The sequence below is a fragment of the Streptomyces marianii genome, assembly GCF_005795905.1.
GTDB lineage: Bacteria > Actinomycetota > Actinomycetes > Streptomycetales > Streptomycetaceae > Streptomyces > Streptomyces marianii.
The window spans coordinates 2393292-2413637 of record NZ_VAWE01000001.1 but is presented as its reverse complement, the minus strand read 5'-3'; the positions used below and the strand labels follow the sequence as shown (position 1 = coordinate 2413637).

General features: G+C 71.7%; 18 protein-coding genes and 1 pseudogene. 13 read left to right on the top strand and 6 right to left on the bottom strand.

Annotated features, from left to right (window positions below; translation table 11 throughout):
• Positions 1-1021 precede the first annotated feature (1021 nt).
• The 4 genes from ureA to FEF34_RS10830 all read left to right on the top strand — a co-directional run bounded on the left by ureA (position 1022) and on the right by FEF34_RS10830 (position 5237).
• On the top strand, positions 1022-1762 hold the full coding sequence (ureA, locus tag FEF34_RS10845) for an urease subunit gamma (protein ID WP_138052980.1): 741 nt from the start codon (positions 1022-1024) through the stop codon (positions 1760-1762).
• Positions 1759-3450 (top strand): urease subunit alpha, encoded by a 1692-nt coding sequence (locus FEF34_RS10840; protein ID WP_138052979.1) that lies wholly within the window; start codon positions 1759-1761, stop codon positions 3448-3450. Before ureA ends, FEF34_RS10840 begins: the two co-directional genes overlap by 4 nt.
• A gap of 71 nt (positions 3451-3521) precedes the next feature.
• Positions 3522-4541: an agmatine deiminase family protein gene (locus FEF34_RS10835; RefSeq protein ID WP_138052978.1), complete on the top strand. Its 1020-nt coding sequence runs from the start codon at positions 3522-3524 to the stop codon at positions 4539-4541.
• Between the two features lie 156 nt (positions 4542-4697).
• Positions 4698-5237, top strand: coding sequence for a TetR/AcrR family transcriptional regulator (locus FEF34_RS10830; protein WP_234043074.1), 540 nt, complete (start codon positions 4698-4700; stop codon positions 5235-5237).
• A gap of 75 nt (positions 5238-5312) precedes the next feature.
• On the opposite strand, the gene FEF34_RS10825 is transcribed toward FEF34_RS10830, so the two are convergent.
• Positions 5313-5999 carry a hypothetical protein gene (locus FEF34_RS10825; RefSeq protein ID WP_138052977.1) on the bottom strand — a complete coding sequence of 229 codons (687 nt, stop codon included), beginning with the start codon at positions 5997-5999 and terminating at the stop codon, positions 5313-5315.
• A 540-nt stretch (positions 6000-6539) separates the two neighbouring features.
• Between FEF34_RS10825 and cimA the strand changes: the two genes are divergently transcribed.
• The 5 genes from cimA to FEF34_RS10800 all read left to right on the top strand — a co-directional run bounded on the left by cimA (position 6540) and on the right by FEF34_RS10800 (position 11009).
• On the top strand, positions 6540-8165 hold the full coding sequence (gene cimA / locus FEF34_RS10820) for a citramalate synthase (RefSeq protein WP_138052976.1): 1626 nt from the start codon (positions 6540-6542) through the stop codon (positions 8163-8165).
• Between the two features lie 83 nt (positions 8166-8248).
• A complete protein-coding gene (locus tag FEF34_RS10815; protein WP_138052975.1) occupies positions 8249-9577 on the top strand; it encodes a hypothetical protein in 1329 nt (442 codons plus the stop codon).
• The gene (locus FEF34_RS10810; RefSeq protein WP_138052974.1) at positions 9577-9849 is read left to right on the top strand and encodes a DUF1876 domain-containing protein; all 273 of its coding nucleotides are present in this window, start codon (positions 9577-9579) and stop codon (positions 9847-9849) included. The genes FEF34_RS10815 and FEF34_RS10810 overlap by 1 nt, the downstream gene beginning before the upstream one ends.
• A 311-nt stretch (positions 9850-10160) precedes the next feature.
• Complete coding sequence (locus FEF34_RS10805; protein ID WP_138052973.1) at positions 10161-10676, top strand: GNAT family N-acetyltransferase; 516 nt, start codon at positions 10161-10163, stop codon at positions 10674-10676.
• A 57-nt stretch (positions 10677-10733) separates the two neighbouring features.
• Entirely contained in the window at positions 10734-11009 is a 276-nt protein-coding gene (locus tag FEF34_RS10800) for a DUF2087 domain-containing protein (RefSeq protein WP_138052972.1), read from the top strand.
• 87 nt (positions 11010-11096) lie between these two features.
• Here the strand turns inward: FEF34_RS10800 and FEF34_RS10795 are convergent, their stop codons facing one another.
• A complete protein-coding gene (locus tag FEF34_RS10795; protein ID WP_138052971.1) occupies positions 11097-11705 on the bottom strand; it encodes a YceI family protein in 609 nt (202 codons plus the stop codon).
• A 143-nt stretch (positions 11706-11848) separates the two neighbouring features.
• Between FEF34_RS10795 and FEF34_RS43905 the strand changes: the two are divergent.
• The 4 genes and pseudogenes from FEF34_RS43905 to FEF34_RS10775 form a co-directional block, all read left to right on the top strand.
• A pseudogene (locus FEF34_RS43905) lies at positions 11849-11995 on the top strand (hypothetical protein); the annotation flags it as partial.
• 300 nt (positions 11996-12295) lie between these two features.
• Positions 12296-12934 carry a polysaccharide lyase beta-sandwich domain-containing protein gene (locus tag FEF34_RS10785; RefSeq protein ID WP_234042356.1) on the top strand — a complete coding sequence of 213 codons (639 nt, stop codon included), beginning with the start codon at positions 12296-12298 and terminating at the stop codon, positions 12932-12934.
• A 154-nt stretch (positions 12935-13088) separates the two neighbouring features.
• Positions 13089-14672 carry an acyl-CoA carboxylase subunit beta gene (locus FEF34_RS10780; protein WP_138052969.1) on the top strand — a complete coding sequence of 528 codons (1584 nt, stop codon included), beginning with the start codon at positions 13089-13091 and terminating at the stop codon, positions 14670-14672.
• 21 nt (positions 14673-14693) lie between these two features.
• A complete protein-coding gene (locus FEF34_RS10775) occupies positions 14694-14897 on the top strand; it encodes an acyl-CoA carboxylase subunit epsilon (RefSeq protein WP_138052968.1) in 204 nt (67 codons plus the stop codon).
• Positions 14898-15331: 434 nt separating this feature from the next.
• Here FEF34_RS10775 and FEF34_RS10770 read toward each other — a convergent pair whose 3' ends face one another.
• The 4 genes from FEF34_RS10770 to FEF34_RS10755 all read right to left on the bottom strand — a co-directional run bounded on the left by FEF34_RS10770 (position 15332) and on the right by FEF34_RS10755 (position 20313).
• Positions 15332-15913, bottom strand: a complete 582-nt coding sequence (locus FEF34_RS10770; RefSeq protein ID WP_027735206.1) for a GTP-binding protein — start codon at positions 15911-15913, stop codon at positions 15332-15334.
• Entirely contained in the window at positions 15894-16463 is a 570-nt protein-coding gene (locus FEF34_RS10765; protein WP_138052967.1) for a DUF742 domain-containing protein, read from the bottom strand. The genes FEF34_RS10770 and FEF34_RS10765 overlap by 20 nt, the downstream gene beginning before the upstream one ends.
• A gap of 96 nt (positions 16464-16559) precedes the next feature.
• Complete coding sequence (locus tag FEF34_RS10760) at positions 16560-16973, bottom strand: roadblock/LC7 domain-containing protein (RefSeq protein WP_030980891.1); 414 nt, start codon at positions 16971-16973, stop codon at positions 16560-16562.
• Positions 16974-16983: 10 nt separating this feature from the next.
• On the bottom strand, positions 16984-20313 hold the full coding sequence (locus tag FEF34_RS10755) for a sensor histidine kinase (RefSeq protein WP_138052966.1): 3330 nt from the start codon (positions 20311-20313) through the stop codon (positions 16984-16986).
• Positions 20314-20346 lie beyond the last annotated feature (33 nt).

Sequence of the window (20346 nt, the reverse complement as noted above, 5' to 3'; positions counted from 1 at the left end):
GCCCTGAGAGGCGGACCGGGACCGGCCGGGGTCGCCGCCCGGTACCTGCGGCGCCGCCGTCTCGGGCGAGCCGCTCTCGCGGCGGCTTCAGGGGGCCCCGGCCTCCGCCTGCTCGGTTCGGGGGCATCCCGGTGCCGTTCTGGTTTTCGCCTGCTCGGTTCGGGGGCATCCTGGTGCCGTTCTGGTCTCCGCCTGCTCGTTTCCGGGCGTACCCCGGCGCTGTTCCGGTCTTCGCCTGCTCGTTTCCGGGCGTACCCCGGCGCCGTTCCGGTCTCCGCCTGCTCGGTTCGGGCGTACCCCGGCGCCGTTCCGGTCTCCGCCCGCTCGCCCCGGGCGCACCACCGGCGCCGTTTCGGTCCCGGCACGGCCGCAACGCCCCGCACACGCGCCCACCCACCAGACCCGGCGGTGCGAAGCCGCAGCCCGCACCCGCGGTCGGGCCGAGCGGCAGGCCCTCGTGGAACGGGGTCGAGAGGGCGAGGGGCCCGACGGCCGTGCCGAGTGCCCGGGCCGCCGTCGCCCGGGGCTCCCAGCCGGCGCGGAACCGGTACACGCCGCCCCGCACACCGGGGAAGCGCGCCGCTGGACGAGCACGGCTGGGCCGCCGTGCGCCGCGAGACGTGTGCGAGCGGTGCCGTCACGGCCACATCGGTGACGGTGCCCGCGGCGACCGAGGCGACTGCCCGGAGTCCCAGGCCGAAGGACACCGGCCGTCAGCCGAAGACGATCACGCCGAGGCGCAGGCTGGAGCCCGGCAGGACCGCCACCAGATCGCGGGGCCGCTCGTCCGCTTCGCCGCGGGGCGTCGACTCCGCGCTGTTCGGCCCCATCGGCTCTCCCGCTCTGTCGGGAATGAATTGACTGCCGCTCAATATGAACCGGGTGTTCATCCTCGTCAATGCTTCCTGTGTGTGGAACTTGGGGTTAGAGTGGCGCTCGAACATCTGGAATCGGATGGAAAGATTCCGGAGCGGTGCATCCAGCGGGAGAGCCCGACGGGGCTCCAGGGAGGCGTGGTGACGTGCGACTGACCCCGACCGAGCGGGACCGGCTGCTGCTGTTCGGTGCGGCCGAACTGGCCCGGGCCCGGCGTGCCCGAGGGCTCAAGCTCAATGTTCCCGAGGCGACCGCGCTGATCGCCGACACCGTCTGCGAGGCGGCCCGGGACGGCCGCCGGCTCGCCGAGGCGGTCGAGGCGGCCCGTTCCGTGCTCGGCCCCGAGGACGTGCTACCCGGCGTCACCGACGTCGTCACCGAGGTCCACGTCGAGGCCGTCTTCGACGACGGATCGAGGCTGGCCGTCGTCTCCGACCCGATCGGCGGCGGCAGCCTCGGCGCCTCCGCGCCCGGCGCCGTGCTGCCCGGCCCCGCGGACCCCGAGCCGGAGCCCGCGGTGCGGCTCACGGTGCGCAACACCGCGGCCGTGCCGGTCAGCGTCACCTCCCACTTCCACTTCTTCGAGGCCAATCCGCGACTCGACTTCGACCGGGCGGCGGCCTACGGCATGCGGCTCTGTGTCCCCGCGGGCTCGTCCGTCCGCTTCGGCCCCGGCGACGAGGTCCGGGTCGGGCTCGTGCCGATCGGCGGCGACCGCGTCGCGATCGGCTTCGCGGGCCTGGTCGACGGCCCGCTGGATGCTCCGGGAGCGAAGGCGGAGGCCCTGCACCGGGCCGCCGCCTGTGGCTATCTCGGGGCCCACCAGCACCCCGCACCACGGGAGTCCCGGCAGCAGGCGCCCTGCCGGCCGGAGGAGGACCGGTGACCGGTATCGACCCGCACGAGTACGCGAGCGTGCACGGCCCGCGCGCCGGCGACCGGGTGGTCCTCGGCGACTCCGGCCTGGTCGTCCGCGTCGAGTCCGACTCTCAGCAGGCGGGGAACGAGTTCCTCGCGGGCTTCGGCAAGACCGCCCGTGACGGACTGCACCTCAAGGCGGCCGCCGTCCGTGACACCTGCGACATCGTCATCAGCAACGTGCTCGTCATCGACGCCGTCCTGGGCATCCGCAAGGTGTCCATCGGCATCCGCGAGGGCCGCATCGCCCGCATCGGCCGGGCGGGGAACCCGGACACCCTCGACGGCGTGGACGTCGTCGTCGGCACCGGAACGACGATCGTGTCCGGCGAAGGGCTCATCGCCACCGCCGGTGCCGTGGACACCCATGTCCATCTGCTCTCCCCGCGGGTGATGGAGGCGTCGCTCGCCTCCGGTGTCACGACGATCGTCGGGCAGGAGTTCGGCCCGGTCTGGGGCGTCGGCGTCAACTCCCCCTGGGCGCTCGGGCACGCCTTCGGCGCCTTCGACGCCTGGCCCGTCAACATCGGCTTCCTGGCGCGCGGCTCTTCCTCCGGGGAGGCCCCGCTCGTCGAGGCCCTCGCCGAGGGCGGCGCGTCCGGCTTCAAGGTCCACGAGGACATGGGCGCCCACACCCGCGCGCTCGACACGGCCCTGCGGGTGGCCGAGGAGTACGACGTCCAGGTCGCGCTGCACAGCGACGGCCTCAACGAATGCCTCTCCGTCGAGGACACGCTGAAGGTGCTGGAGGGCCGGACCGTCCACGCCTTCCACATCGAGGGCTGCGGCGGGGGACACGTTCCGAACGTGCTCAGGATGGCGGGCGTGCCGAACGTCATCGGCTCCTCCACCAACCCCACCCTGCCCTTCGGCCGGGACGCGGTCGCCGAGCACTACGGGATGATCGTCTCCGTACACGACCTCAAGACCGACCTGCCCGGCGACGCGGCCATGGCCCGGGACCGGATCCGCGCCGGGACGATGGGGGCCGAGGACGTGCTGCACGACCTCGGCGCGATCGGCATCACCTCCTCCGACGCCCAGGGCATGGGACGTGCGGGCGAGACCGTGCGGCGCACCTTCGCCCTGGCCGGGAAGATGAAGGCGGAGCTGGGCCCCACGGAGGGCGACGGTGCGCACGACGACAACGCGCGCGTCCTGCGCTACCTGGCCAAACTGACCGTCAACCCCGCGATCGCCCACGGCCTTGCGCACGAGGTCGGCTCGATCGAGCCGGGCAAGCTCGCCGACATCGTGCTGTGGAAGCCGCAGTTCTTCGGCGCGAAGCCGCAGCTGGTGCTCAAGGCGGGCTTCCCGGCGTACGGGGTGACCGGCGACCCGAACGCCGCGACCGACACCTGTGAACCGCTCGTCCTCGGCCCGCAGTTCGGGGCTCACGGCGCGACCCCCGCCGAGATCTCCGTGGCCTTCGTGTCCCAGGCCGCGGCCGCCCTCGGCGGCGACACGATGCCCACCCGCAGGCGGCGTGTCGGGGTACGCGGCACCCGCGGTATCGGCCCCCGCGACCTGCTCCTCAACTCCCGCGTCGGCGAGGTGGCCGTGGACGCGCGCAGCGGGCTCGTCACGCTCGACGGGGATCCCCTGCGCTCCGATCCGGTCGAGTCCATGTCCCTGAACCGCCTGTACTTCCTCTGAGCCGCCGCTCGATCCGCCCGAGCCGCCCGAGTCCCCGAGTTCGCTCCGAACCCTCTCCACAAGGACCTGTGATGACGTTCCGTATGCCGCCCGAGTGGGCCCCGCACGAGCGCACCTGGATGGCCTGGCCCGGCCCCAACCCGACCTTCGGCGACGACGGGGAGCTCGCCCGGGCGCGTGCCGCCTGGGCCTCCGTCGCCCGCGCCGTGCGCCGCTACGAGCCGGTCACCGTGGTGGTGGGGCCGGGGCAGACGGAGGGTGCGCGCGAACTGCTCGGCGCGGACGTCGAGATCGTGGAGCGCGAGCTGGACGACGCGTGGATGCGGGACATCGGGCCGACGTTCGTCACCGACGGCGAGGGCGGGCTGGCCGCCGTGGACTGGGTGTTCAACGGCTGGGGCGCCCAGGACTGGGCCCGGTGGGAGCACGACTCCAAGATCGCCCGCCATGTGGCCGACCTGGCGGGCGCCCCCGTCCTCTCCTCGCCCCTCGTCAACGAGGGCGGCGCGATCCACGTCGACGGCGAGGGCACGGTCCTGCTGACCGACACCGTCCAGCTCGGCGCCGGGCGGAACCCCGACTGGACACGAGAGCGGGTCGAGGCGGAGATCCACGCCAGGCTCGGCACGAGCAAGGCGATCTGGCTGCCGCACGGCCTGGCCGGCGACTACGGCAGGTACGGCACGCAGGGCCACGTCGACATCGTGGCGGCGTTCGCCCGGCCGGGTGTGGTGCTCGTCCACAGCCAGAAGGACCCGGCCCACCCGGACCACGAGCGTTCGAGGACCTACGCGGAGATCCTGCGCGGCAGCACGGACGCCCGCGGCCGCACTCTGGAGGTCGTGGAGATCCCGGCGCCGACCGTGCTGAGGGACGAGGACGGTGAGTGGGTGGACTACTCCTACATCAACCACTACCTCTGCAACGGGGGAGTGGTCCTCTGCTCCTTCGACGACCCCAACGACGAGCTCGCGGCAGGCGTCTTCCGCCGCCTCTTCCCCGAGCGGACGGTGACCCTCGTCGACGCCCGCACGATCTTCGCGGGCGGCGGGGGGATCCACTGCGTCACCCAGCAGCAGCCGCGGGTCTGACCCCGTGCCCGGCCTCGGGGGCGGTGGCCCGCGGATCCGCCCGGGGGGCCGCCACGGGACGGCCGGGGGATCGGGTAGAACGTACGGGTGAACGTTCCACCGGGCCCCCGACGTCGCAACACCGCACCACCCCGCGAGGAGGTGCTCGCCGCGGCGATGGCGACGATCGCCGAGCACGGGCTCGACGGGCTCACCATGGCCGGGCTCGGCCGCGAGGTCGGGATGAGCAGCGGCCACCTGCTCTACTACTTCCGCACCAAGGACGAGCTCCTGCTGCGGACCCTGGAGTGGAGCGAGGGCAGGCTCGGTGCCGAGCGGAGCGCGCTGCTGTCCCGGCCGGCCGCCGCCCGCGAACGGCTCGCCGCGTATGTGGACCTGTACGTCCCGGACGGCCACCGCGACCCGCACTGGACGCTGTGGCTGGAGGTCTGGAACCGCTCGCGGAACGCCGACGAGGACGCCAGGGCCCGGCAGGCCGCCATCGAGGGCGCCTGGCACCGCGATCTCGTCGCCCTGCTCGCCGAAGGCGTCTCGCGGGGCGAGTTCCGCGCCGTCGACCCCGACCGCTACGCCGCCCGGCTGCGCGCGCTGCTGGACGGCTTCAGCGTGCATGTGGCCGTCGGGATACCGGGTACCGGCCGGGCCCAGGTCCTGGCCCACGTCGAGGAGTTCATCGCCGACTCGCTGCTCCCGTGACCGCCGCCCACGCCGCCCGCGGTCGGGCCGGCTCCGGACGGCGCCGGGGTGCGCACGGGGTGGCGCGGAGGCTCGTCACCGCCCCGCCGCGGCCTCCGGCTGCTGTTCGAGGCGCTGGTGCATCTTCTGCAGGGAGTCGGTGGCGTACTTCTGGATCTGCGCGTCCAGGTCGGCCTTGCCGACCACGTAGGCGCTGAGGATGTTCCGGCCGTCCCGGCCGGTGGCGATGACGTAGAGGTCGTTCACCTTGGCCCCGTCCGCCGCGACGACCTGGCGGCCCTCCTCGGAGACCAGCTCGTCGAAGCCGGACAGCTGCGGCGGGCTCGCCTCGCGTACACCGTTCCAGCGTTCCTTGCCGCGGAACTGGTCCGGGCAGCGGTGGATGTTGTCGCGGGCGTCGGAGAGGTACTGCTTCGCCGTGGCCTCGTCGGCGAACACCTTGACCTCGGACGTCCCCGCGATGCCGGACGACGCCTGCGTCACGTTGCGCTGCAACGAGGCCAGCGTGCCGATGCGGCTGGGGCGGCTGGCGAACTCGCAGTTCTCCCGAACCAGGGATTCCGGTGCGGGATCCACCTCGTACGGTTTGTGCTGGGTGAAGCCGGATCCCCAGTCGGGGGGTGCGAGCGCCACCCGCGTCGCGACGGCGTGCGCCGCGGCCTCGGCGGCCTTCGTGTCGGTGGGCACGGGCGAGACCGCGCTCCCGCCGCCGTCCCCGTCGCCGCCGAGCGTCACCACCAGCACGACGACGAGTGCCAGCACCGCCGCCGCAGCGCCCCCGGCGATCAGTCCCCGCTTGCGCCGCGAGCCTCCGCGGGGCGTCCCGCCGCCCGAAGGAGGCGGGGGGCCGGGGGCCGGACCGGAAGGCCGGGGGACGGGCCCTGAGGGCGGCCCCGTGGGGGGTTGTGAGCTCATGGGGATTCCCCTACCACTCGGCCGGGCGGCCCCCCGCCCGCCGATCGGGTGCCGGGGCCCGGCCCGGTACCGCCTGCGGCAGGTACATCGCCCGCATACTGAGACCGTTGTCCATGCTGGCACGCATATGTGGCAGACTGCCACTGTGCTCGCATTCGCCATGATTATCGGCAGCAGCGCGCCGGTCCGCAGTGACCGCTGACCCGTGGACAGCAACCCCCCGCGGCAGCGGCACCGTGCCCCAGACCCGCGCGCAGACCTCTCGCACCCGCGAGGGGTTTTTTCGTTTTGCGGCCCCACCCCGGCCGGAGACCGAGGCGCGCGAAGACGGGGGCAAGTGGAGCCAGAGCTTCCGGAGCCACTCATCCGACAGGAGTCACAACAGCCATGACCACAGAGGCCACGGACACCGATAGGTACCCGGTCCTCGACGACGGTTTCCATGTCTTCGACACCACGCTGCGCGACGGAGCGCAGCGCGAGGGCATCAACCTCACCGTCGCGGACAAGCTGACCATCGCCCGGCACCTCGACGAGTTCGGCGTGGGCTTCATCGAGGGCGGATGGCCCGGTGCCAACCCCCGGGACACGGAGTTCTTCGCCCGGGCCCGCCAGGAGATCGACTTCAAGCACGCCCGGCTGGTCGCCTTCGGCGCCACCCGTCGCGCGGGTGCGACCGCTGCCGAGGACCCGCAGGTCAGGGCGCTCCTGGACTCCGGGGCCCCGGTGATCACACTGGTGGCCAAGTCCCACGACCGCCATGTGGAACTCGCGCTGCGCACGACCCTCGGCGAGAACCTGGACATGGTCCGCGACACCGTCTCCCACCTGCGCGCGCAGGGCAGACGCGTCTTCGTCGACTGCGAGCACTTCTTCGACGGCTACCGGGCCAACCCCGACTACGCGAAGGCGGTGGTCCGCACCGCCCACGAGGCGGGCGCCGACGTCGTCATCCTCTGCGACACCAACGGCGGCATGCTGCCCGCCCAGGTCCAGGCGGTCGTCGCCACCGTCCTCGCCGACACCGGCGCGCGTCTCGGGATCCATGCCCAGGACGACACCGGCTGCGCCGTGGCGAACACGCTCGCCGCCGTCGACGCCGGCGCCACGCACGTCCAGTGCACCGCCAACGGCTACGGCGAGCGCGTCGGCAACGCCAACCTCTTCCCGGTCGTCGCCGCGCTGGAGCTGAAGTACGGCAAGCAGGTGCTGCCGCCGGGCGCCCTCCGGGAGATGACCCGGATCTCGCACGCCATCGCCGAGGTCGTCAATCTCACGCCGTCCACCCACCAGCCCTATGTGGGTGTCTCCGCCTTCGCCCACAAGGCCGGACTGCACGCCTCCGCGATCAAGGTCGACCCCGACCTCTACCAGCACATCGACCCCGAGCAGGTCGGCAACACCATGCGGATGCTCGTCTCCGACATGGCCGGCCGTGCCTCCGTCGAGCTCAAGGGCAGGGAACTCGGTATCGACCTCGGCGGCGACCGCGAGCTCGTCGGCCGCGTCGTCGAGCGGGTCAAGGAGCGCGAGTTGCGCGGCTACACGTACGAGGCCGCCGACGCCTCCTTCGAACTGCTGCTGCGCGCGGAGGCGGAAGGCCGTGCGCTCACCTACTTCCGCACCGAGTCCTGGCGCGTGATCGTCGAGGACCGGCCCGACGGGAGCCACGCCAACGAGGCGACGGTGAAGCTGTGGGCCAAGGGCGAGCGCATCGTCGCCACCGCCGAGGGGAACGGCCCCGTCAACGCGCTGGACCGGGCGATGCGGGTGGGTCTGGAGCGGATCTACCCCCAGCTGGCCAAGCTGGAGCTGGTCGACTACCGCGTCCGCATCCTCGAGGGGCGGCACGGCACGGGCTCGACCACCCGGGTGCTGGTCACCACCGGCGACGGCACCGGCGAATGGTCCACGGTCGGTGTCGGCGACAACATCATCGCCGCGTCCTGGCAGGCCCTCGAGGACGCGTACACATACGGACTGCTGCGTGCGGGCGTCGAGCCCGCGGAGTAGCCGGGCCCGTCACGAGGTCACGCCCCTGGTGGCCCCACCGGGGGCTATGTCCTATTCCGCCCATTTCGGGTAGCTTCAATGCTATGAGGACCAGGCCGCTTTCCCTGCTGTCTGCCCTCGCCGGGCTGACACTCCTACTGCTGCTGGCCCTGGTTCCCGGCGCGGCCGCCGGAACCACGGGCATCTCCGACGCGGCCGCCGCACTGAAGCAGGACCCGGTCTACGTCGATCCGGCCGCCCGTACCCAGCTCTCCCCGGCCGAGGAGAAGGCCCTCGAGCAGAGGATCCTGAACGCGGACAAGCCCGTGTTCGTCGCCGTGCTGCCCGAGAGCCCGCAGTTCCCCGCGGACAGCGTGCTGCGGGATCTGCGCACGGCCACCGGAGTCACCGGGCTGTACGGCATCCGCCTCGGCGACCGCTTCGACGCGGGCGCCGACGGCGGCGTCCTCCCGCGGAACGCCGTGCGGAACCTCGTCGCAGGTGTGAACACACCGGGCGCCGACGCCGCCACGCAACTCGGCAACTTCGTCGACCAGGCTCTCCCGGCCGTGCGAGGCAGCGCACCGGCCTCCTGGAGCGAGGGCTCCGGGCCCGACGGCGCCGGCACCGGTTCACTGATCACCATCGGCGCCGTCCTCGCCGCGGGCACGGCCGGTGCCTACGCCGTGGTCCGCCGCAGCCGCCGCCGCAAGGCCGAAGAGGAGCGGGCCGCGCTCGAGAAGCTGCGAGTGGTCGTCGACGAGGACATCACCGCTTACGGCGAGGAACTGGACCGGCTCGACTTCCGCCCGTCCGAGCCCGGCGCGGACGACTCGATGCGCGCGGACTACGAGCGCGCCCTGGACTCCTACGAGGAGGCCAAGTCCGCCATGGCGGCCGCCGAGCACCCGCACGACGTCCGGGTCGTCACCGAGGAGCTGGAGGAGGGCCGCTACGCGCTCGCGGTGCTCGCCGCGCGCAGGGAGGGAGCCCCGCTCCCGGAGCGCCGCGCCCCGTGCTTCTTCGACCCCCGCCACGGCCCTTCCGTGACCGACATGACCTGGACCCCGGCGGCCGGCGCCCCCCGTGAGGTGCCCGTGTGCGCCGCCGACGCGGCGCGTCTCCAGGACGGCGACGACCCCATGGCCCGCACCGTGGAGACCGAGTCCGGCCGCCGCCCGTACTGGGAGGCGGGACCGGCCTACGGGCCCTGGGCGGGCGGCTACTTCGGTGGCGGACTGCTACCGGGCCTGCTCGCCGGCACCCTGCTGGGCAGCGCCCTGTCCACCCCGGCGTACGCCTCCGAGTACGGCGGCGGCGACTTCGGCGGTGGTGACTTCTCCGGCGCCGACTTCAACTCCTCCGACTTCGGCGGCGGCTTCGGCGGGGACTGGGGTGGCGGAGGCGGATTCGACGGAGGCGGTGGCTTCTGATGCGCACCAAGAAATGGAACGTCGAAATCGTCATCACCGAGAGCGACCGCACCACCCAGGCGGAGGCGCGCCTGCGGGGGCAGGACGCCGAGCTGTACGTCGGTGAGGGAACGGCCCACCGCAGCCGGTCGGACCAGGACATCCCCCACATCGGCGATGAACTGGCGGTGGCGCGGGCCCTGAACGGGGTGAGCCACTCGCTGCTCCACGAGGTGGCCACGGAGATCGAGTCCCGCACCGGCGAGCAGGTGCACCGCCTTCGCGAGGGATGAGCCGCCGGCTCCGGGCTCGGCGGCGTTCCGGGAACGTCCGGGCGCCGTCCGCCGTCCGCCGTCCGCCGTCCGCCGACCGCCGACCGCCGACCGCCGTCCGGTACGCGGCGCTCCCCGTGCACCAGCGGTTTTGCGCCACTCCCGACCAGCTCCGTTCGGTGACGCTTCCTGTGCGAAGCGTAGCCAGGATGGCGCGAACCCCTCTTGAGCCGGCCTTGCGATCGCAAAAGACTTTGTCCTGTGCCGAGGCGGGTGTCCGCCCGACGGGGGTCTGCGGCACTCCGCTCGTACCGGCCGCGAGGAGGCCCCCTATGCCCGAAACCGGCATGCGCCGCACCGGACACCCGATCACCCTTGCCGACGGCACGCCCACCCGGACACGGGAGGCGACCCCCGCCGACCTCGGCCCGGTCCAGGCGCTGCACCACCGCTGCTCACCCGGCAGCCGCGCCATGCGCTACCACGCGGGCACGCCCGGACTGTCGGCGGCAGGCTGGCGGCTGCTGTGCGATCCGGAGCGCGGCACCACCCTGGTCACCACCACCGCCCAGCGGACGGACCGCATCATCGCCATGACCAACGTCATGCGCACCACTCGGCAGGGCGTCGGCGAGTTCGCGGTGCTGATCGAGGACGCCTGGCAGTCCAAGGGGCTGGGTACGGCGCTCACCGCCCATGCCGCCGACGTCGCCCGGCGGGACGGGCACCACACCCTGACCGCGGCGGTTGCCGTGGCCAACGTGCCGATGCTCCACGTCCTGGAGACCCTGGACGCGCCGCCGGCCCGGGCCACCGGCCCGGTCCTCGACATCGAGATACCGCTGTAGTGCGGGGTGGCGAAATGGCGTTGCGTCGCCCCGGGCGTGAGTACCGGCCTTCGGCGCATGTCCTACAGCGAACCCGGCGGCTCACGGGACGTGTCCGCGCTCTTCTCCCGGGGCCGGCTGACGGCGGTCCCGCGGAAGGCGGCCCGCCGCCGGCAACTGCTCGACCATCCTGCGCGGACCCTGTTCGGGCTGGGTCGGGAGTACAGCGAGCGCGAGGTCAACGACGCCGTCCGCACGGTCCACGACGACTGCTCGGCGCTGCGCCGCTATCCGGTCGAGGCCCGGCTGCTGACTCGCGCCAGGGACGGCAGCGCCTACCGTCGAGCCGCGTGACCGCGCCTGGCGGTACGGGGAGGGTGGGTCCGTGCCGAACCCCCGTCCGCGGGGACGGGGGTTCGCCGGTCGAGCCCGGCCGCGCCGTCAGGCGGCCTGCTTGATCGCCGAGATGTCGAAGTTCAGCTTCACCCTGTCGCTGACCATCACGCCGCCGGTCTCCAGTGCGGCGTTCCAGGTCAGGCCCCAGTCGGAGCGCAGGATCTCGGCGCTGCCCTCGAAGCCGACGCGCTCGTTGCCGTAGACGTCGGTCGCCGCGCCGTTGAACTCCAGGTCGATGGAGAGCGGGCGGGTGACGTCCTTGATGGTGAGGTCGCCGCTGATGCGGTACTTCTCGCCGCCGAGCTGCTCGGCCGTGGTCGAGCGGAAGGACATCACCGGGAAGGTCTCGGCGTCGAAGAAGTCACCGCTGCGCAGGTGGCCGTCGCGGTCGCCGATGCCGGTGTCGATGCTGGCGATCTTGACGTCGATGAGGGCGGCGGAGCGGGACGGGTCGGCACCGTCCAGGTGGAGTGTGCCCTCGTGGTCGCTGAACGTGCCGCGCACATTCGTGACCATCGCGTGGCGGACCGTGAAGCCGATGCTGCTGTGGGCCGGGTCGATGGTGTACTTGCCGGTCAGGGCCGCCAGTGCGGGGTCCACCGTGCGGGGGGCGGCGGGGGTGGTGTCGCTGGTCTTGCGGTTGAACAGGCCCATGATTGCTCCTCGGGGACGGGCGGGGCGGTGGCCTTCCCGGCCACTCGTTGAACCTTGAACGACTCCCACCATAGAGACATTCCCGTTTAAGTTTCAACTTTTCTTCGCGGGCATTCGCACCCTCCGGGCGGCGTGCCGCTTCCCTGCTCGGCGGGCTGCGCCGCCTCTTCGCCCTCCTCGCGGGCTCCGCCTGGGAGATCACCGACCTCGGCCGGGCCGATGTCCTCGGCAACGTGGAGAACACCTTCGCCCCGCTGATCCACGACGGTCTGATGAGGGGCGGCGTCAGCGGCCGGGCGATCAGCCGTAGCCGTCTCTCCGGTGGCAGCCGCTGGGTCATGCGCGGCGACCACTGCCACGGCCATGCGCTGCTCGCGGGCGGAGCGCCCGACGCGGCGCACCCGCTGACCCGCCATGATCAAGGGCTGGACCGGACGGGACGCCGTCAGTCCTGTCCTGACCGGCCCCCGGTTCGCGGTCGCCGATCTGGCCCGGCTGCCGGGCCGGGATACCGTACGGACGGTGTCCCCGTGAGGCGGTCGTCGGCGACAGGAGCCTCGGCGAGTACCCGGCCGCCGCCCTCCCGCCGGGTGTCACTTCCGCTGGGCCCATCTGGGCGGACACGGCGGCTGGGCCCCCTCCCGTACGGCCCGGCCGGTGCCGAGGGTGCGGAGCGGCCCGGCGGCTCGGGGCTGCGCACCCTGTGCGAGGCATGGACCGGGTCGTGGCGGGACAACGGCACCACCGGCACAACCGAACGGCGGCCCTGTCTCCACCAGACCCTGTGGCTCGACCACGGGACCGATCCGGTGAACTCGTCGTACGGGTACATCCTGATGCCCGGGGCTTCTCGGCGGGCGGTCGCGGCCCGTGCGGCCGACCGGACCGGGCTGGAGATCCTCGACAATTCGGATATATGTCAGTCGGTTGCCGTCCGCTCGCTCGGACTGACCGCGGCGAACCTCTGGCGGGCCGCTGCCGTGGCTGCCCCCACCGTCACGTCGCCGACGAGCGTGGTGGTACGGAGGTGCGGCCGGACCGCTACGCTCCACATCAGCGAACCCATGCGCGCCGGGCAGCCGTTGGAGCTCGTCTGGGGCCGTTCGGTGGGCCGGGTCCTGCGTGCCGCTCCGTCGGTCGAGGTGCTGGACACCGGCCCCCACCTGCGGTTGCGCGTCACTCCGGGTGCGGCAGATGTCGTACATGGCTGCGAGGTGGCCACTGGATGACGTCATTGTTGGACCACGACAAAACGGCAGGCCGTTCAACTGGCACTTCGCCTGTGGTGCGGAATGGTTCTGTGCGGGGCTGACAGCAGATCGGGCGCGAGACTGTACGGAGTCAACGGCAGGATTTTCTTGGTCGGCTCCGTAGGGTTCGTACATGACCGTTTTGGACGAGACCGCAGGCGAGCCGACCGACGCACGGGGGCGTGTGGCCGAACTGCACGCCCTTCGCGAGCAGGCGCGGCGCGGACCCAGTGACCGGGCGACCGAGGCGCAGCACGCCAAGGGCAAGCTGACCGCGCGCGAGCGCATCGAGCTGCTGCTGGACGCGGGGTCGTTCCGTGAGGTCGAGCAACTCCGGCGGCACCGCGCCTCCGGCTTCGGGCTGGAGTCGAGGAAGCCCTACACCGACGGTGTGATCACGGGGTGGGGGACGGTCGACGGCCGTACGGTCTTCGTCTACGCGCACGACTTCCGGATCTTCGGCGGTGCCCTCGGCGAGGCGCACGCCACGAAGATCCACAAGATCATGGACATGGCGATTGCTGCCGGCGCGCCTCTGGTGTCGCTGAACGACGGCGCCGGTGCCCGCATCCAGGAAGGCGTCTCGGCCCTCGCGGGCTACGGCGGCATCTTCCAGCGCAACACCAGGGCCTCGGGCGTCATCCCGCAGATCAGCGTGATGCTCGGCCCGTGTGCGGGCGGCGCCGCCTACTCGCCGGCGCTGACCGACTTCGTGTTCATGGTCCGCGAGACCTCGCAGATGTTCATCACCGGCCCGGACGTCGTCAAGGCGGTCACCGGCGAGGAGATCACCCAGAACGGCCTCGGCGGCGCGGACGTCCACGCCGAGACCAGCGGTGTGGCCCACTTCGCCTACGACGACGAGGAGACGTGCATCGCGGAGGTCCGGTACCTGCTGTCGATGCTCCCGCAGAACAACCGGGAGAACCCGCCGCACGCGCAGAGCGAGGACCCGGCGGACCGCCGCTCGGACGTCCTGCTGGACCTGGTACCGGCCGACGGCAACCGTCCGTACGACATGCACAAGGTCATCGAGGAGATCGTCGACGACGGCGACTACCTGGAGATCCACGAGCGCTGGGCGCGCAACATCATCTGTGCCCTGGGCCGCCTCGACGGCCAGGTCGTCGGCATCGTCGCCAACCAGCCGCAGTCGCTGGCCGGCGTCCTCGACATCGAGGCGAGCGAGAAGGCCGCACGCTTCGTGCAGATGTGCGACGCCTTCAACATCCCGATCATCACGCTGCTGGACGTGCCGGGCTTCCTGCCCGGAGTCGACCAGGAACACGGCGGGATCATCCGCCACGGTGCGAAGCTCCTGTACGCCTACTGCAACGCGACCGTGCCCCGCATCTCGCTGATCCTGCGCAAGGCCTACGGCGGCGCGTACATCGTCATGGACTCCCAGTCCATCGGCGCCGACCTCACCTACGCCTGGCCCACGAACGAGATCGCGGTGATGGGTGCGGAGGGTGCGGCCAACGTCATCTTCCGCCGCCAGATCGCCGACGCCGAGGACCCCGACGCCATGCGTGCCCGCATGGTCAAGGAGTACAAGGCCGAGCTCATGCACCCCTACTACGCCGCGGAGCGCGGACTGGTCGACGACGTCATCGACCCGGCCGAAACCCGCGAGGTGCTGATCCGCTCCCTCGCCATGCTCCGTACCAAGCACGCCGACCTGCCGTCCCGCAAGCACGGCAACCCCCCGCAGTAACCCATGAGGAGAACGCTGCACATGACCACGCCCGCAGAGTCCCTGCTCCGCGTCGAGAAGGGGCACGCCGACCCCGAGGAACTCGCCGCCATCACAGCCGTGCTCCTCGCCCGCGCCGCCTCGCAGCCGCAGGCCGTCCCGGCCCACCGCGGCCGTAGCACCGCCGGGTGGCGCCGTCTGGAGCGTCAGTCCGGCTTCCGCGCTCCGCACTCCTGGCAGGGCTGACGCCCGCTAGTGCCGCATCGGGCGACGTTCACTCCGTCGCGGCGCCCGGCGCGGCGGCTCGCGGCGTTGCCGGATCAACCGAGTAGGCCCACCACGAGGTCGATCCGGCGCCTTGCGATCTTCCCCTCGGCCCGGAGGGCCCGGGGCAGACCCCACCCCTCGACCCCGAGGGCCGGGGGAGGCCCCGTGCACCGGACGCCGCTCCTTGACGGGCAAACCTTGACTGACGCGGCACTCGAACCCCGAGGCCCCGTCCGTTCCCCCGGGAACGGACGGGGCCTTCGCCTTTCTCCGTCCCGCCCTTCTCCGCCCGTCGGGACCCGACGGGCCGAAAGACCCCCGGGCGGCGGACACGGGAAGGCCCCGTGCACCGTCACGTGCGACGGTGCACGGGGCCTTCCCGTGAACGGGACGGGCGGTACGGCCGGGCGCGCCTACCGCAGGCGTGCCATGAGTGCGTGTTCCACGAGGGTGATCAGGGCGCTCTTGGCGTCGGCGCGGTGGCGTGCGTCGGTGGTGATGATCGGGGCGTCGGGCCCGATCTGCAGCGCCTCGCGCACCTCCTCCGGCGTGTACGGCTGGTGTCCCTCGAAGCCGTTCAGAGCCACCACGAAGGGCAGGCCGCTGTTCTCGAAGTAGTCGACCGCGGGGAAGCAGTCGGCGAGTCTGCGGGTGTCGACGAGGACGACGGCGCCGATGGCGCCGCGGACGAGGTCGTCCCACATGAACCAGAAGCGGTCCTGTCCGGGGGTGCCGAACAGGTAGAGGATCAGGTCCTGGTCGAGGGTGATACGTCCGAAGTCCATGGCCACCGTGGTGGTGGTCTTGTCCCCGGTGTGGGTGAGGTCGTCGATGCCGGCCGACGCGGACGTCATGACGGCCTCGGTACGCAGCGGGTTGATCTCCGAGACGGCGCCGACGAACGTGGTCTTGCCCACGCCGAAGCCGCCCGCCACCACGATCTTCGCGCTGGTGGTTGAGCGGGCTGCACCGCCGCTAGAGCTTGCGAAGTCCACTGAGCACCCTTTCGAGCAGTGTCACGTCTGGCTGGCCGCCGGCGGACTCGTTGCCGCCGGGCTGGTGGATGGCGACGAGTCCGGCCTCGGCCAGGTCGGCTACGAGGATCCGGGCGACGCCGAGGGGGATGGAGAGAAGTGCCGAGATCTCAGCCACCGATTTGATCTCGAAGCACAGCCGGCAGATCCGCTGGTGCTCGGGCAACTGCCCTTGCAGCCGTGCGGGATCGGCCGTGGTGCTGACCAGCGCCTCGATGGCGAGCTGGTAGCGGGGCCGGGTCCGGCCGCCGGTCATCGCGTACGGACGCACCAACGGATTGTTGCCGCCCGACGCGGGCGCCGGCTCCGGGGCCCGGCGGGGAGCCACCGGCTGGTTCCGGGGGCCCTGCGGCTGGTTGTACGACGGGTCGTACGGCTGCTGCGGCCGCTGGTAGGGCTGGGGACCGCCGCCTCTGCTCGGTGTAGAGGGGAAGTTGAAGCGGTTCTGAGCATGCTCACCCGGAGACTGCCGAGCCCCGTCGTATGGGTGTTCGCCTGGGGGTGTTGCCACGATTCCTCCTCCGAGTGCCGTACGTCGGTCCGTGTCCCTGTGGAGCCGCGCCACCGCACCCTATGGCGCGGTGGCGACAAACGCACTGCCGTTCAGCTAGTTGAGAAGACTTCCCTGGAGTTCGGCCCGCAGGTCCGGGGTGAGGACGGTGCCGGCACGGTCGACCAGGAGGGCCATCTCGTAGCCCACGAGGCCGATGTCGGCGTCCGGGTGGGCGAGCACGGCCAGCGAGGAGCCGTCCGAGATGGACATGATGAAGAGGAAGCCACGCTCCATCTCCACGACGGTCTGGTTCACCGCGCCGCCTTCGAAGATCCGGGAAGCCCCCGCGGTCAGCGAGGTCAGACCGGACGCGACCGCCGCCAGCTGGTCGGCTCGGTCGCGCGGAAACCCTTCGGACATCGCCAGCAGGAGTCCGTCGGCGGAGACCACCACGGTGTGGGACACCCCGGGGGTGTTGTCCACGAAGTTGGTGATCAACCAGTTCAGATTCTGCGCCGCCTGGCTCATCGGGCTCACACTAACGCTCCTGGTTGTAGGTACTGCCCGGGCCGAAGCCCGATCCGTTCGTGTCCGTTCCCGCGCTGCGTCCCTGCTGGACACCGCGCCGCAGGTTGCTCAACCTGCCACGCACATCCTCAGGGGCGCGGGACACCTGAGGGCCGTTCTGCGGGGTCTGCTCGGCCGTACCCTCGATCAGATTGGCCTTGGGGACCCGGCGGGGCAGCCCGGACGAGGTGACTCCGCCGGCCGCGGGCTTGCGGAGCTTCTCGGCCCGCTGCCAGCGCTCGTCGTTCTTCGAACGCCACTCGTCTGAGCCGTCCGTCTCCGTGTCCCCGCCCTGGGCGGCCTGGGGCGCCTGGGGGGCCTGCTTGGCCTGTCCCGACGTCCGGCCGCCGCTGGAGGACTGCCACTGCTGCTGCCCCTGCTGCGGTTGTCCCGGCTGCCCGCTGCCGCGACGCGGCAGACCGGCGTCGGTCAGCTGGTGGCCGGAGCCGGTGGCCGGATCCGGACGTTCGAAGCCTACGCGGTCGGCGCCGTTCGCGGGAGCGGAGGGAGTAGATTCCGTATCCGCTCGGTACTCCGGCTCGTACGCACCCTGGTAGGTGTTCTGGTCCGCCCACTCTCCCTGGTCGGGCTGGGAGGCGTACCCGTTGTCGTACTGCGGCGCGGAGCCCTGTGAGCCATCGTACGAGGCTTCCGCATAGGCCTGCTCCTGGTGCTCCGGGTAACCGCCGGAAACCTGGAACTCGCCGGTGTTCTCGTACCCGTTGGCTTCGTAGCCGTTCTCCTGGAAGCCGCCGGTCTCGTACCCGTTCTGGTCGTACCCGTTCTGGTCGTAACCGTTCTGGTCGTACGCGGGCTGCGGCTCCTGTGCGTAGCCCTGCTCGTACTGCTCCTCGGCGTAGCTCCCCTGATCGGCGTAGGGCTGATCGGGCTCGTCGCGGAACATCGGGCGGTCGTCGCCTGTCTGCGCCTCCAGCGCCGCACGGCGCTCCTCGCGCATCAGCGAGCGGTTGACCGGGTCCAGCTGCCGGGGTTCGGAGGGCTGGTCCTCGTAGCGGGAGTCGTCGAAGCCGAGTTCCGCGGCGGTGAGCATCGGCGCCGCCTCGAAGGACTGCTGAGTCGGGATCATCTGGGAGACGGTGAAGTCGTCCTCGGGCAGCGCCTCGCCGCCGCCACCGTGGGTGATCGCGTCCGGGAGCATGACCAGCGACGTCGTGCCGGCCTGCTCGCCCGAGGGGCGAAGCTGGACGCGGATGCCGTGCCGGTCGGAGAGACGGCCGACCACGAAGAGGCCCATGCGCTGCGAGACGGCGGCGTCCACGGTCGGCGGGTTGGCCAGCTTGTGGTTGATGTCGGCGAAGTCCTCGGCGGTCAGGCCGATGCCCTTGTCGTGAATCTCGATCATGACCCGGCCGTCGGGCAGCCGGGTCGCGGTGACCCGGACCTTGGTCTGCGGCGAGGAGAACGTCGTGGCGTTCTCCAGCAGCTCGGCGAGCAGGTGCACGAGGTCGGTCACGGCCTGGCCGTGGATCTCGGTCTCCGGCACGCCGGTCAGTTCGATGCGCTCGTAGGACTCCACCTCGGAGGAGGCGGCGCGGAGCACGTCGACCAGCGGCACCGGCTGGTTCCAGCGGCGGCCGGGCTCCTCGCCGGCGAGGACGAGGAGGTTCTCGCCGTTGCGGCGCATACGGGTCGCCAGGTGGTCCAGCTTGAAGAGGTTCTCCAGCTGGTCCGGGTCGGCCTCGTTGTTCTCCAGGTCGGTGATCAGGGTCAGCTGGCCCTCGATCAGCGACTGGTTGCGGCGCGACAGGTTGGTGAAGATCGCGTTGACGTTGCCGCGGAGCAGGGCCTGCTCGGCGGCGAGCCGTACGGCCTCGCGGTGCACCTGGTCGAAGGCGCGGGCGACCTCGCCGATCTCGTCCTTGCTGTCGATCGGGATCGGCTGCACACGGGTGTCGATCCGGCCGGGCTCGGTACGCGAGAGCTGGTCGACGAGCATCGGCAGACGCTGCTCGGCGATGCCGAAGGCGGCGGTGCGCAGCTGACGCATCGAGCGGCTCATCTGGCGGGCCACCATGCCGGCCAGGATGAACGCGGCGAGCAGGGCGATGACGACGATCAGGCCGTTGACGACGGCGTCGGCCTTGGCATCGTCGGAGATCTGGGCGGCCTCGGACACGGCCTTGTCGACGAGTTCCCTCTCGACCTCGCTGTAGCCCTCGAACTTGGCGGTGGCGGCGGCCATCCAGATCGGCTGGGTGACGCCCTGCTCCGCGAGTTCGTCGGGGTCGGCACCGGTACTGATCGCACCGACCATGCCGCCGAGGACCGAGCCGTCCTCGTCCTTCGGCGGAGCCTGGATGTCCTGGCCGGCGGCGGCGGCCTCGGCCAGCTTGGCGGCCAGCGCCTTCTGGCCCTCCTCCGTCTTCCTGGCCATGACCTCCTTCAGCCGGTCCACGTCGGCCTGGGTGCCGCCGGACTGGTACTCGCCGAGGGCGATGCCCTCCAGGTAGGCGTAGGAGGTGAACGCGATGGTCTGGCCGGCCCTGATGTCCTTCTTCTCGCTCGGACGGATGAGCAGTTCGGTACCGATGGAGCGCTGCAGCGACTCGGCGGCCTTGGCCAGCTGGATGGCGTACACCATCCGGCCGTAGCTCGTGACGTTGCCCGTGCCGAGGCCGAGGTCGTTGGCGAACTCCATCAGGTAGTGCTGGACGCCGACGTAGCTCTCCTGAGTGGCGACGGGGCCCCGCTCGTCGTCACTCGGGTCGTCCGGGTCGTCGCCCTCCGACTTGGTGGGCGTCTCGAACGGGACGGTGTAGGCGGCCTCGCGAAGCTTCTCGAGGGCCGGCTCCGCGGCGCGGAAGAGGTTCAGGCGCCGCTCGAGGCCCTCCTTCTGCGGCATGTCCTTGACGGCCTCGTCGAACTTGGCCTTGGCCGCGTCCGTGGCGGCCCTGGCCTCCGTGACGACCCTGTTCTGACTGTCGCCCTTCAGCAGGGGCTCCGCCGTGAGGTCCCGCTCGTTGAGGAGGGCCTGGCCGTACTCAGAGGCGGCGCGCACGATGAGCGCCGTCTTCTCGGCGTCCTGGGCCTCGTTCCAGGTGTCGATCGACCCCTTCACCTGGAATCCGCCCATGACGAGGCCGACCAGCACGGGTATGAGGAGGATCGCGTTCAGCCGGGTCGGCACACGCCAGTTGCGCGGCGACAGCCTGCTGGAACTGCCACCGGTGGTGGGGGGCTCCACGGGCTGCGCATCCGCAGGCGACGCCGCTGCACGCGGGGGCGGGGTGAAGTTGCCCCGCGACTGCTGTTCCGCGGAGCTCGTCTTGCTTCGCCTCACTCGACCAACAACCTCTCGGCGTCGGCACCTAGG

Excerpts from the sequence above, each read along its gene's own strand:
- FEF34_RS10815 (WP_138052975.1), top strand. The coding sequence starts at position 8,249 with ATGAGGACCAGGCCGCTTTCCCTGCTGTCTGCCCTCGCCGGGCTGACA.
- FEF34_RS10775 (WP_138052968.1), top strand. The coding sequence starts at position 14,694 with ATGACCACGCCCGCAGAGTCCCTGCTCCGCGTCGAGAAGGGGCACGCC.
- cimA (WP_138052976.1), top strand. The coding sequence starts at position 6,540 with ATGACCACAGAGGCCACGGACACCGATAGGTACCCGGTCCTCGACGAC.
- FEF34_RS10830 (WP_234043074.1), top strand. The coding sequence starts at position 4,698 with ATGGCGACGATCGCCGAGCACGGGCTCGACGGGCTCACCATGGCCGGG.
- FEF34_RS10760 (WP_030980891.1), bottom strand. The coding sequence starts at position 16,973 with ATGAGCCAGGCGGCGCAGAATCTGAACTGGTTGATCACCAACTTCGTG.
- FEF34_RS10780 (WP_138052969.1), top strand. The coding sequence starts at position 13,089 with ATGACCGTTTTGGACGAGACCGCAGGCGAGCCGACCGACGCACGGGGG.
- FEF34_RS10800 (WP_138052972.1), top strand. The coding sequence starts at position 10,734 with ATGTCCTACAGCGAACCCGGCGGCTCACGGGACGTGTCCGCGCTCTTC.
- FEF34_RS10810 (WP_138052974.1), top strand. The coding sequence starts at position 9,577 with ATGCGCACCAAGAAATGGAACGTCGAAATCGTCATCACCGAGAGCGAC.
- FEF34_RS10795 (WP_138052971.1), bottom strand. The coding sequence starts at position 11,705 with ATGGGCCTGTTCAACCGCAAGACCAGCGACACCACCCCCGCCGCCCCC.
- FEF34_RS10805 (WP_138052973.1), top strand. The coding sequence starts at position 10,161 with ATGCCCGAAACCGGCATGCGCCGCACCGGACACCCGATCACCCTTGCC.
- FEF34_RS10835 (WP_138052978.1), top strand. The coding sequence starts at position 3,522 with ATGACGTTCCGTATGCCGCCCGAGTGGGCCCCGCACGAGCGCACCTGG.